The organism is Variovorax sp., assembly GCF_965279555.1.
Classification (GTDB): Bacteria; Pseudomonadota; Gammaproteobacteria; order Burkholderiales; family Burkholderiaceae_C; genus Variovorax.
In genome coordinates this window covers 4,441,849-4,455,284 of sequence record NZ_OZ257247.1, presented here as the reverse complement: position 1 = coordinate 4,455,284, position 13,436 = coordinate 4,441,849, and the positions used below count along the sequence as shown (strand labels likewise).

Annotated in this window: 3 protein-coding genes; 2 read left to right on the top strand and 1 reads right to left on the bottom strand. The window is 70.9% G+C overall.

Annotation, left to right across the window (positions count from 1 at the left end; translation table 11 throughout):
* Position 1 precedes the first annotated feature (1 nt).
* Positions 2 to 820 (bottom strand): helix-turn-helix domain-containing protein, encoded by an 819-nt coding sequence (locus ACQY8B_RS20900; RefSeq protein WP_422088462.1) that lies wholly within the window; start codon positions 818 to 820, stop codon positions 2 to 4.
* Positions 821 to 1,047: 227 nt separating this feature from the next.
* On the opposite strand from ACQY8B_RS20900, the gene ACQY8B_RS20895 reads away from it, so the two are divergent.
* Together ACQY8B_RS20895 and ACQY8B_RS20890 are read left to right on the top strand one after the other, a co-directional pair.
* Positions 1,048 to 9,147: an SdrD B-like domain-containing protein gene (locus ACQY8B_RS20895; RefSeq protein WP_422088461.1), complete on the top strand. Its 8,100-nt coding sequence runs from the start codon at positions 1,048 to 1,050 to the stop codon at positions 9,145 to 9,147.
* A complete protein-coding gene (locus ACQY8B_RS20890) occupies positions 9,144 to 13,418 on the top strand; it encodes an OmpA family protein (protein WP_428744981.1) in 4,275 nt (1,424 codons plus the stop codon). The genes ACQY8B_RS20895 and ACQY8B_RS20890 overlap by 4 nt, the downstream gene beginning before the upstream one ends.
* Positions 13,419 to 13,436: the final 18 nt, after the last annotated feature.

Genomic DNA, 13,436 nt, shown 5'->3' with positions numbered 1-13,436 from the left:
CTCAGGCCGACTGCGCCGGCATCGGCCGAGCCGCTCGTGCGTTGCGATAGGACGAGGGCGTGAGCCCGAACCGCTCGCGGAACGCGGTCGAGAAATTGGCCGCGCCGGAGAACCCCACCGCATGCGCCACTTCTTCCATGTTGAGCGCGGAGCTCGACAGCAGCCGTTGTGCCTCGGCCAGCCGCATCTCGCGCACGAACTCGTACACGGTGCGCCCGGTCTGCTCGCGGAATGCGCGCGTCAGCCGCTTCTCGTGCGTGCCCACGCGTGCCGCCAGCTCGGGCAGCGCGGGCACGTTCGCAAGATCCGACAGCACCAGCCGTTCGGTCGCCTGCGCGATCACGCGGTCGGCGTTGTCCGCGCGCGCGTTCTCCAGCACGCTCTCGGCCTGTGCCATGCACTGCTGTGCATGGGTGCTGCTGCTGGCCAGCGCCAGGTGCACCGCCACGCGCGCCAGCACTTCGGCCGGGTCGAAGGGCTTGAGGATGTAGTCGACCGCGCCCTCGCGCAGGCCGGTGATGCGTTCGTCCACGGCGCTCGACGAGGTCAGGAAGATCACCGGAATGCGCGCGGTCGCGCTGTCGGCCTTCAGCAGCCTGCAGGTCGTGAAGCCGTCGGTCGTGCCCATGCGCACGTCCAGCAGCACGAGGTCCGGCTGCAGCGCGGTGACACGGCGGTAGCCCTGCAGCGCATCGAACGCAAGGCTGATGCGGTGGCCCGCACCGCGCAGCGCGCCCAGCAGCAACTGCAGCTCCTCGATGTTGTCGTCGATGACAAGGATGTGCGCGCGCCGGGGGGGTGTGGTCGACCAGTAAGACATGCGACTGAGCGTATGGGAACAGGCCGGAAATGCCATGTGACTAAGTTCACGTTACGTTGCATTCGTAAACAAATGTCATCCAAAGCAAACCTTTTGTCCTGAATCCCAAAAGCCGCTCCCGGAGAGCGCTTCGAGACTCCCGCACTTTCCGGAGCACCTCGCCGCATCGAGCGGCGCACCTGTAAATGGTCGGTGCCCGGTCCATCAGAGCCATCACGAGGGACGGGATGTCCAGGACCCCATCGAATCTGCCGGTCGCGTCGGCGCGACGCGACCTGTTTTCCAACTCCGCGCAGGCGCTCTCGGGCCGCTGGCGGCGAGGGCTGGCACGCCTTGCCGTGCCGCTCGCGGGGCTGTTGCTCGCGGCGGCCGCGCATGCCGTGCCCCAGATATCGAGCCTGGTCCACGACCCCGACATTCTTCCCGCCGGCGGCACGGTCACCAGCACGGTCACCATCGCCGACACCGACAGCCTGCCGATCGACGCGCCCGGGGCCTCGTTCACCTACACGATCCCCGCGAACGCCATCTACATGGGCACCGCCGCGGTCCCCTCGGGCACTTGCACCGCCAACGTGGCCGTGGGTTCGGCCGGAGAGGGCACGCTGACCTGCTCGGGCATCACGCTCGCGGCCAACGAGCGGCTCGACTTCGAGGTGCTGCTGCGCACGCAAACGCAGGGCACGCTGATCGTGACCGCCACGCCCAGCGGCGGCGGCGCCAGCGAGACCAAGGCCATCACCGTGAACCAGGGCGCCGACGTGGCGGTGTCCATCAACGCGCCCGCCACCGCGCCGAGCGGCTCGACGGTGCCGATCGTCTTCACGGTCACCAACAACGGCCCGGACACCAGCACCGGCTCGACGCTGACCTATCCCATTCCCACGGGCCTGACGGTCTCGGGCACCGGCCTGCCGTCGGGCTGCTCGGTCAGCGGCAGCCAGCTGACCTGCAACGTGCCGGCCACGCCGGCGGCGGCGGGCAGCAACACGCGCACCTTCAGCATCAACGGCGTGGTCACCGCGGGAGCGGGCTCAACCATCACGCACCAGCCGGCCGTGGAGCCGGCGGGCTCGGTGGGCGACGGCGTTTCCACCAACAACAGCGCCACGGCCAACACCACCGTGACTGCCGGCTACGTGCTGGCGCTCGCCAAGAGCCATGACGGCGGCCAGGTGCTGGTCGGCCAGCACTTCAACTTCAAGCTGAGCCCCAGCTTCAGCGGCAGCCCGCCCACCGGCGTGACGCTGACCGACACCATCCCCGCCAACTTTACGATCCAGCCGCCGATCAACCCGCCCGCCGGCTGGAACTGCTCCGTCAGCGGCCAGACGGTGAGCTGCACGCGCAGCAACATCGGTGGCAACAACGGCGCCAGCGTGGCGCTCGGCGACATCCTGGTGCCGGTCATCGCCATGACTGCCGGCACCGGCGTCGTCAACGAAGCTACGGTGAACGCGACCGGCCCCATCGTCAGTTCGGCCACCGGCAGCGTGCCGGTCGACGTGGCGCCTTCTTCCGCCGACTTCCGCGCCGACAAGCGCCGCAGCTGGCCGCAGAACAACGTGCCGCTGGGCCAGGCCTTCGACTACCAGGTCGGCAGCACCAACCTGGGCGGCACGCGCCTGCTGGCGGGAAGCACCATCCAGCTGGTGGACGACGTGCCTGCCGGCGTGCAGATCAACAGCGTCACGCAGCGCGATGGCTACACCTGCACGGTCACCAAGGGCGGCGCCACCGTCAACCCTACGCCCGCCGTGCCCGTGCCCGGCCCCGCGACGGTGACCTGCACGCGCACGCTCACGGCCGACATCGGCGTGGACCAGTCGAATGGCAGCAGCGCGCGCAACGGCGGCTACATCATCGTGAACGCCACCATCCCGGCGCTGCCGCCGGCTGGCGGCCAGGTCGTCAACAGCATGTGCGTGAACGTGGCGCTGCCCGCCGCCGCGCCCACGCTCGGCGCCGACCCCGACGGCAACACCGGCAACGACTGCGTGAGCCTTGGCACCGGCGTGAACGACAACGCCACCGCCGCCGACGTGAGAGTGCTCAAGCGCGTGGTGGGCATCGGCGACAGCGCCGGCAACCGCCAGATCGCGGGCCAGGACATCACGTGGCAGATCGAGGTGGTGAACGACGGCCCCTCCGAGGCGCAGAGCGTCGTCGTCACCGACACCTTCGCACAGGTGATCGGCGCCGGCAGCGTCTCGCAGACGGCCAACGGCGGCACCTTCAGCGGCACCTGCGCGCTGCCGGCCAACGGCGGCGGCTTCGGCAGCGCCTCGCTCTCCGGGTGCACGCTGTCGATCCTGCCGGTGTGCCGCGCCAGCACCGATCCCGCCAGCGCCTTGCCGCTGTGCCCGGTGATCCAGGTCGTCGCCAGGCACTACGGTGACGGCGCATCGGCCACCGATCACGGCTTCCAGATCAACAACACGGCGCGCGCCGTGGCGGCCACGCCGGCCGACCCCAACCTGGCCAACAACGACGGCAGCACCATCGCCTACCTGCTTGCGCGCAGCGACGTGGTGGTCACCAAGTCGGCCAGCCCCGGTTCTGTGCCGGTCGGCCAGCTGCTCACCTACACGCTCACGGCACGCAACCAGAGCCTGGCGCAAGGCAGCCTCAGCCGCGCCTACGACGTGCACGTGGTCGACACGCTGCCGGCGGGGCTGATGTTCATCTCGGCCGACGCATCGGGCGGAGGCAGTTGCAACACGAAGCCCAGCACCACGCAACCCACGGGCACCGGCACCACCAACAACCAGCTCGAGTGCGCCTGGACCTCGCTCGACCGCAACGTGCAGCAGACCGTCACGGTGCGCGTGCGTCCGCTGTACGTGCTCAACGGCACCACGGTGACCAACAACGTACATATCTCCACGGCAACGCCGGAGCTCAGCACGGGCAACAACGACGCCTCCGCGCCGGCCGCTGTCACCGCGCCGGTGTACGACCTCGTGGTCACCAAGCGCGACGACGTCGATCCGGTGAACGTGGGCGACGACGTGGGCTACACCATCACGGTGTCGAACAACAGCGCGTCGACCGCGGAAGACGTGCGCATGATCGACCTCCTGCCGCTGCCCGGCCCGAACGGCGAGGCAGCGCCCACGCTGGTGTCGGTGAGCATTCCGACTGATGCGCCGGCAGGCACCAGCTACGCGCTGGCCAGCGGCGCGGCCATCGGCTCGGCCGGCGGGCAGGTGGTGTTCACCATTCCAACGCTGGGCGGCGCCGGCGCCACCGCCACCGGCGACATCAATTCGCTGCAGTTCCGAGTGGTGCTGCGCGGTGTGTCGCGCGGCACTTTCCAGAACAACGCCAAGGTCGATTTCTTCGATGCCGCGCGCAACGTCTACGACGCGGTGCAGGGCAACAACACGGTGGCGGAGAACACCACCTTCCGCTTCAAGGCCGACGTGCAGGTGGTCTCGAAGGCGGCCGTGGTCAAGGGCACCAGCACGCCGCTGGCGACCGCGTCGTCGGGCCAGCCATTCGACTGGTTCGTGCAGCTGCGCAACAACGGCCCCGACAGCGCCGAGACCACCAGCTTCACCGACACGCTGCCCACGGCCCTGGTGCTGGACGGCACGCCCGTGTTCACCGTGACCGGCGGCAGCTTCACGCCCGCGGCGCCCACCTGCACCGGCGCCTCCGGCGGCACGGCGGTGGCTTGCGCGATCACGTCGATGCCCGCCAACGGCACAGCCACCGTGCGCATTCCGGTGCGCTTCGCGAGCGGCAATCCGCCGGCCAACGGCACGGACATCGTCAACCGCGCGCACATCGTCACCACCGGCTCGGGCGACACCAACGGCGGCGCCGACCCCAACGCCGGCAACAACTTCAACGAAGGCCGGGTCACGGTGCAGAACAGCGCACTGTCCGGCCGCGTCTATGAAGACCTGAACGGCAACGGCCAGGTCGACGGCGACGAGTCCGGCATTGCCGGTGTCACCATGCGCCTGACCGGCACCGACAGCCTGGGCAATGCCGTCTCGCTGGTCACCACCACGGACAGCAACGGCAACTGGGGCTTCACCGTGCCCGCCGGCACCTACAACGTGGTCGAGGACCAGCCCGCCGCGTACCTGCCGGGCATCACCCGCGCGGGAAGCGTCACCGGCGTGGGCAGCGCGCAAGGCAGCGTGCCCACCGGCGGCGCCGGCGTCACCAGCGGCCCGAACGGCTCCAACGCCAACCGCATCGACAGCATCGTGCTCGGCACCGGCGGTACCTCGTCCGCCAACAACTTCGGCGAGGTGCGCGCGTCCAGGCTGGCCGGCCGCGTCTACCAGGACGCCGACTACAACAACGCCGCGAGCGCGGGCGACCCCGGCATCGCGGGCGTGACCGTCACGCTCACCGGCACCGACATGTTCGGCAATCCGGTGTCGAAGACCACCACCACGGCCACCGGCACCGGCAACTACGCCTTCGGCAGCCTCACGCCCGGCAACTACACGCTGACCGAAACCCAGCCCGCGGGCTTCGCCGACGGCAGCGACGCGGCCGGCACGGCCGGCGGCACGGCAGGCAACGACGTGGTGAGCGCCATCGCCTTGCGTTCCAACGTGAACGCCACCGGCTACGACTTCGGCGAGCTGCTCAGCCGCATCAGCGTGCGCGTGTTCGTGGACGCCAACAACGACGGCGTGCCGCAGGCCGGCGACACCGGCATTCCGAACGTGGAACTGCGCCTCACGGGCACCGACGCCGCTGGCAACGCGGTGAACATCGTGGCGGTGGCCACCGGCGTGGACGGCGGCTACGAGTTCCGCAACGTGCCGCCTTCGGGCGCCGGCGGCTACGCCATCACCGAGACGCAGCCGGCCAACTATGCGCCGGGCAAGGCCAACAACAACGGGCAACCGGGCACTCCGCAGGCCGGCGGCAACGCCATCACCGGCGTGACCGTCTCGGGCACCAACGTGCCGCTGGTGCAGGGCGAGTACTACTTCGGCGAGCTGCTGCCCGGCGGCATCTCGGGCCGCGTGTACTACGACCGCAACGGCAACGGCGCGCAGAACACGCCGGGCGAGCCGGGCATCGCGGGCGTGACCATCACGCTCACGGGCACCGACGTGAACGGCCAGAGCGTCACGCGCACCACCACCACCGACGGCAACGGCGACTACAGCTTCCCGAACCTGGCGCCCGGCACCTACACCGTGACCGAGACGCGGCCGCAGGGCTACGAGCCCGGCATCACGCGCGCCGGCAACGTCAGCGGCGCGGGCAGCACGGCGGGCAGCGTACCCACCGGCGGCAGCGGCGTGAGCAACGGGCCCAACGGCTCGACCGCCAACGTGATCCAGAACATCGTGCTCGGCGCGGTGGGCGCGGGCTCGGCCGGCAACAACTTCTCGGCCGTGAAGCCCGCGAGCCTGGCCGGCTACGTGTATGCCGACGTGGCGCCGTCGAACGGCGTGCGCGACAGCGGCGAGCCCGGCATCGCCGGCACCACGGTGCGCGTCACCGGCACCGACTTCCTGGGCAACGCCGTGGACCGCACGGTGCAGACCGGCGCCGACGGCGGCTACCTGTTCGACAAGCTCGTGCCCGGCACCTACCAGATCGACGAGACGCAACCCGCCGGCGTGGCCGACGGCCCCGAGTCGCTCGGCACCGTGAACGGCGCCCCGCGCGGCGTGGCCAACCCGGGCAACGTGAACGACCGTTTCGGTGGCATCGCGCTGGTGTCGGAAGACGTGGGCATCGACTACAACTTCGGCGAGCGCGGCGGCCAGATCGCGGGCTGGGTGTACGTCGACAACAACAACGACGGCGTGCGCCAGGCCGGCGAGCCCGGCATTGCCGGCGTCACGCTCACGCTGACCGGCCGCTCGGCCAGCGGCCTGGCGGTGAACGCCACGGTCGTCACAGACGCCACCGGCCGCTACGTCTTCACCGGCCTGCTGCCGGCCGACGCCGCGGGCTACACCATCCGCGAGACACAGCCCGTGACCTATGCCGACGGACTCGATGCCGTGGGCACGCTCGACGGCGTGCCCAGCGGCACGCTGGGCAACGACGTCATCGGCGCCATCGCCTACCGCGGCGGCAACGGCGACAACTACAACTTCGGCGAGCGCGGCGCATCGCTGGCGGGCACCGTCTACAACGACGCCAACCGCAACGGCACGCGCGAGCCGCAGGACTTGCCCATTCCGGGCGTGACCATCACGCTCACCGGCACCGACGCGGCGGGCCAGCCGGTGACGCGCACCGCCGTCACCGACGCCAACGGCCGCTACGAGCTGCCCGGCCTGCCGCTGCCCGGAAGCGGCGGCTACACCGTCACCGAGACGCAGCCCGCCGGCTACGAGGACGGCATCGCCGTGCCCGGCACCCTGGGCGGCACCGCGCAGGGCCCGAACCAGATCCGCGTGAACATCACGGGGCTCGACGCGCGCGGCACCGGCTACGACTTCACCGAGCACAGCAGCCAGCCCGCCTCGCTCACCGGCAACGTGTGGTTCGACCAGAACCACAACCGCAGCCGCGATTCGGGCGAGGGCAACGGCGAAGGCTGGACCGTGGAGCTGCTGCGCTGCGCCGACGGCGGCAACGCCTGCGCCGAGAACGCGGCCACCGTGCTCTACAGCGTGACCACCGCGGCCGACGGCGGCTACCGCTTCGGCGACCTCGTGCCGGGCGAATACCGCGTGCGCTTCCGCTCGCCCGACGGCCGCTACGTGGGCGGCGTGTGGCCGACCGATGCATCGCAGAACGGCGCCGGCGGTCCGTACCCCACGCCTTCGCCGAGCGATCCGCGCTTCACCATCAAGGTGCGCGTGAACCCGGGCGCCAACGTGCAGAAGCAGGACCTGCCGTACGACCCGGGCGGCGTGGTGTACGACAGCGTCAGCGGCACGCCCGTGCCCGGCGCGGTGGTGCGACTGGTGGGCCCGCCCGGCTTCGACCCCGCGCAGCACCTGTTCGACGGCCGCGACAGCTACACGACCGGCCCGTCGGGCTATTACGACTTCTTCGTGCTGCCGGGCGCGCCGGCCGGCGAGTACCGCCTGGTGGTCACGCCGCCGGGCAACTACCTGCCGTCGTCGATCTACCCGGCGGCCGCCGGCGCGCTGGGCACGCAGTCGTGCTCGCCGCCGCCCAACGGCCCGGCGCCCTCGCAGACCAACCCCTGCGTGGTGAGCCCCGGCGCGGCGCTGGTGCCGGGCGCGGGCTACTACATGGTGTTCCAGATGCCGGGCGGCGGCGGCCAGCACGTGGTGGCCAACAACATCCCGCTGGACCCGTCGGACGCCACGCTCATCGAGCTGCGCAAGACCACCTCGAAGCTCACCGTGAAGAAGGGCGAGCTGCTGCCGTACCGCATCACGGCGCGCAACACGCGCGGCAACCCCGTGCCGGGCGTGGCCGTGGTCGACACGCTGCCGCCGGGCTTCCGCTACGTGCCGGGCTCGCTCACCGTGCGCAGCCTGCCCGGCGGCGTGGCGCTGCCGGTGGTGCCGCAGCTCAACGGCCGCCAGCTGGTGGTGCCCGGCCAGAACTTCGCGCCCAACGAGACCAAGGAATACCTGATGGTCGCGGGCGTGGGGGTCGGCGTGGGCGAGGGCGAGTTCGTCAACCAGGTCGTCGCCACGCAGGGCGTGGGCGGGCGCACCTTGTCGAACCTGGCCACCGCCACCGTGCGCGTAGTGCCCGACGCGCTGTTCGACTGCACCGACGTGATCGGCAAGGTCTACGACGACAGGAACGCCAACGGCTACCAGGACGAGGGCGAGCCAGGCATCGCGAACGTGCGCATCGCCACCGTCAACGGCGTGCTGGTGACCACCGACGCCGAGGGCCGCTACCACATCGCCTGTGCCGCCATCCCGAAGGAAGGCACCGGCAGCAACCTGGTGCTGAAGCTCGACGAGCGCACGCTGCCTTCGGGCTATCGCACCACCAGCGAGAACCCGGCGGCCGAGCGCGCCACGCGCGGCAAGGTGCTGAAGGTCAACTTCGGCGCCACCGTGCACCGCGTGGTGCGGCTCGCGCTGCAGGGCGCGGCCTTCGAGGACGGCGGCGCCGCGCTGCGCGCCGGCTTCGTGCCCGAACTCGACCGCACGGTGAGCGTGCTGGCCGAGAAGACATCGGTGCTGCGGCTGGCCTACCGCGCCGCGCCCGGCGAGCCCGCATCGCTGGGCCGCCAGCGCACCGACGCGGTGAAGGCCGCGGTGCTCGCGCGCTGGAAGCAGCTGGGCGAACAGCGCGCCCGCGCCGACGGCAATGCGCCGCCGCTGTTCAACCTCGACGTCGAGGTCGAACTGGTGCCCGCCGCCACGCAGGAGGGCAGCAAGCCATGACCCGCCCCTTCGCACAGAACCCGAGCCAGCGAGCCGACATGAAAAGAAAGCTACCCAAGCGCATCGCCCTCGCGGGCGCCGTCACCGCCGCCTGCATGGGCATGGGGCTCGCGGACGCGCAGGAGTCGGCCGTGCGCGGCCGCATGCACGACCAGGCCGCGGCCGACCCGCGCGCCGTGGACATCGACGGCGCACGCCGCCTGCCGCGCAGCAGCGAGCGCGAGCTGCCCAAGGCCACCTTCGTGCTGGGCGACGCGAGCGCGGCGGTTGTAGCCGCAGGCCCGACGCCGCCGCCCGTGCCGGGCGCCGAGCGCAGCGACACCGGAGTGCCGCATTTCGAATCGGGCGCCGACGGGCTCGCGCCGGCAGACCGCGCGCAGCTCGACCGCATCGCCGAACAGGTGAAGGGCCGCGACGGCCTGCGCTTCGAGATCGTCGGCCACACCGACACGCAGGCGCTGAGTGCGAAGTCGCGCGAACGCTTCGCCGACAACCATGCACTGGGGCTGGCGCGCGCGCGGCAGGTGGCGCGCTACCTCACGCAGCGCCTCGGCCTGCCCGAAGACGCAGCGGCCGCCACCTCGCGCGGACCCGACGTGCCCGTGGCCACACCCGCCACCGACCCGGCCAACTGGGCCGCCAACCGCCGCGTCGAAGTGCGCGTGTACTGGCGCGACGCGCCCGTCGCTGTCGCACCCGCGCCGGCAGTGGCCGACCCCGGCGTGTGTCGCACATTCACTGCCTTCGGCACCGACGACGCGCCGCTGCGCCTGAGCGTGGACGGCCAGCTGCTCACGGCCGACGGCAAGGCCGCTGCCGGCGACGGCACCAACAGCGCCGACCGCCAGCGCTGCGTCGACGTGCAGCTCGAGCGCAACCAGCTGCGCCTGCAGTACGACAACCTTTCCCAGCCGCGCCGCCTGAGCGCCAGCGCCTGGCCCACCACGGTCGTGGCAGGCGACACCGTGCGCTTTGCCGGCTACAGCAACTACCTGCTGTTCACCTCGAAGGCCGAGCTGCGCGTGTTCACCGCCAACGAGGCGATGCAGCGCCGCCTGGTCGCGACCGTGCCGCTGGACGCCGCATTGCGCGGCGAATGGCAGGTGCCCGAAGGGCTGTTGAACCGCCTCGCCGAAGGTGCGAGCGGCAAGCTGTATTACCGCGTGCGCGTGTACGACCGCCAGGGGCGCTTCGACGAGACCGACGATCTCTCGCTCACGCTGGCCCAGCGCCACAGGCCCGAGACCGGCACGCCGCCCGACCCGGCGCGCGAGCTGCTGCGCGGCTATGGCATGAACAACATCGCCATTGCCAACATTCCGCTCGCCGCCGGCACCGTCACCGCCAGCGGCGCGGCCATCCGCCCCGGCGAGACGGTGCGCGCGCTGGGCTTCGCGGTGCCGGTGGACGAGAGCGGGCGCTTCGTGTTCCAGCAGCTGGTGCCGCGCCGCGTGCAGACCGGCGAGATCGCAGTCACCGACGCGCAGGGCGCCACGCGCGCCTATCGCCGCGACTTCGAGCTGCCCGCGAGCGACTGGTTCTTCGTCGGGCAGGCCGACCTCACCGTGGGCAGCAACAGCGTGAGCGGCCCGGCCGCGATCATGACCAACGACAAGAACCGCTACGGTGGCGGCGGCTGGAGCGAAGGCCGCATCGCCGGCTATGCCAAGGGCCAGCTCAACGACCGCTGGACGCTGACGGCCAGCGTCGACACCGAGGAGCGCCCGCTCAAGGAGCTGTTCCGCAACCTCGACCGCAAGGACCCGACCTCGCTGTTCCGCCGCTTCGACCCGGAGGATTCGTGGAGCACCTTCGGCGACGACTCCACCGCCATCCAGGACGCGCCCACGCAGGGCCGCTTCTACCTGCGCGTGGACGATGGCCGCTCGCAGGCGATGTGGGGCAACTTCAAGCTCAACTTCGGCGACACCGAACTCACCCGCGTGAGCCGCGGCCTCTACGGCTTCCATGGCCGCTACCTGGGCGAGGAGTCGACCTCGTTCGGCGAGGCGCGCCTGAAGATCGACACCTTCGCGGCCGAGCCCGGCACGCTGGCCGCGCGCGAGGAATTCCGCGGCACCGGCGGCTCGCTCTACTACCTGCGCAACCAGGACATCACGCGCGGCGCCGAGCGCGTGACGCTGGAAATCCGCGACAAGGACTCCGGCTTCGTGCTCAAGCGCACGCAGCTCGTGCCAAGTTCCGACTACGAGATCGACTACCTGCAGGGCCGCGTGCTGCTGTCGGCGCCGCTGCCCAGCCTGTCGGACGACGGCTCGCTGGTGCGCGCCGGCGGCTTCACCGGCATGCCGACCTACCTGGTGGTGGACTACGAATACACGCCGCTCACCACCTCGCTCGACACGCTCGCCGTGGGCGGCCGTGTCTCGTGGTGGGCCAACGACCACGTGGGCGTGGGCGTGACCGCGTCGCGCCAGGACCAGATCGGCGGCGACCAGCGCCTGGCCGGCGTCGACCTCACGCTGCGCAAGACCGAGAACACCTACTTCAAGGGCGAGTTCGCGCGCAGCAAGGGCCCGGGCACCGGCCAGCTCGACTCGATGGACGGCGGCTTCAGCTTCACCGGCCGCAACGGCGCGGTCGGCAACACGCTGGGCAACGGCCCCACCGGCAACGCCAGCGCCTGGCGCCTCGAAGGCCAGGCCGACCTGGGCGACTTCGACATTCGCGGCGGCGGGCGCGTGAGCGCCTATGCGCAGTCGCGCGACGCCGGCTTCTCCGCGCCGGGCCAGTACGCGAGCAACGCCACGCGCCAGGTCGGCGTGCAGGCCACCGTGCCCTTCGGCGAGAAGGCCGAGAACGGCGAGCTGCGCCTGAAGGCCGACCGCCGCGACGAGCGCGACGGCTACAACAGCAGCGTGTTCGACGCGCAGTACTCGCTGGCCCTGACGCCCGAGTGGAAGCTGGGCCTGGGCCTGCGCTACGACGAAAAGACCGGCGACGCGCTCATCACCAGCCCGTCATTGCCGACCACGCAGGCGGTGTCAGGCGAGCGCGCCGACGCCGCCGTGCAACTCGAATACACCGGCAGCGACCGCTGGAGCGCCTACGGCTTCACGCAGAAGACGCTGCGGCGCACCGGCACGCGGCTGGAGAACGACCGCCTGGGCTTCGGCGGGCGCTACCGCGTCAATGACAAGCTGGCGCTGCGCGGCGAGCTGTCCACCGGCGACGGCGGCTTCGCGGGCAAGGCCGGCGTCGACTACCAGTACGACGACCGCTCCAACCTCTACATGACCTACGTGTCCGACACCGGCCGCACCGACGAGAACCTCATCGGCCGCGGCGGCACCCTGGTGACGGGCGTGCGTTCGCGCGTGGGCGACGGCCTCACGATATTCACCGAGCACCGCCAGGCCACCGGCACGCAGCCGGGCCTCACGCATGCCTACGGCGTGCAGTACGCGCCCGACACGCGCTGGACATTCGGCGTGAACTTCGAGAACGGCTGGGTCGGCGCCGAGACGCTGGGCGCCACGCGCCGCGAGGCCGTCGCCTTCACCACCGGCTATTCGAGCGAACGCCTGAAGTACAGCGGCGGCCTGGAGTACCGCAAGGACCGCACCACCTCCGAGACCCGCAACAGCTGGCTGCTGAAGAACTCCTTCACCTGGAAGGTGGACGACGACTCGCGCTGGCTCGGCAAGTTCAACTGGGCCGACAGCGACAGCAGCACCGGCGTGCTGGCCGCGGCCAAGTACACCGAGGCCATGCTCGGCTACGCGCTGCGCCCCGCGTTCAACGACCGGCTGAACCTGCTGTTCAAGTACACCTTCCTGTACGACCTGTCGTCGCCGGGGCAGGTGGTGTCGAGCGGTGTCGATTCCAGCCTGGGCACGGTGTCGACCACCGCCGTCGACTACCAGCAGCGCAGCCACGTGTTCGCCATCGATGCCACCTGGGACCTCAACGAGCGCTGGACCCTGGGCGGCAAGTACGCCTGGCGGCGCGGCGACCTGCGCGCGAGCCGCGACAGCTCCGCGCCGTGGTTCAAGAGCTCGGCCGAACTCGCGGTGCTGCGCGTCGACTGGAAGCTGGTGCGCAACTGGGACTGGATGGTCGAGTGGCGCTCGCTGCGCGCCAGGGAACTGCAGGACCGCAAGAACGGCTGGGTCACGGCGGCCTACTACCACGTGAACGAGAACCTGAAGGTGGGCGTGGGCTACAACTTCACCGACTACTCGGACAACCTCACCGACATGAGCTACCGCAGCAAGGGCTGGTTCCTGAACGTGCTCGGCAAGTTCTGAGAGGCGTGCGCCGACGCG

Coding starts and splice junctions, on each gene's coding strand:
- ACQY8B_RS20900 (WP_422088462.1), bottom strand. CDS start 820: ATGTCTTACTGGTCGACCACACCCCCCCGGCGCGCGCACATCCTTGTC.
- ACQY8B_RS20895 (WP_422088461.1), top strand. CDS start 1,048: ATGTCCAGGACCCCATCGAATCTGCCGGTCGCGTCGGCGCGACGCGAC.
- ACQY8B_RS20890 (WP_428744981.1), top strand. CDS start 9,144: ATGACCCGCCCCTTCGCACAGAACCCGAGCCAGCGAGCCGACATGAAA.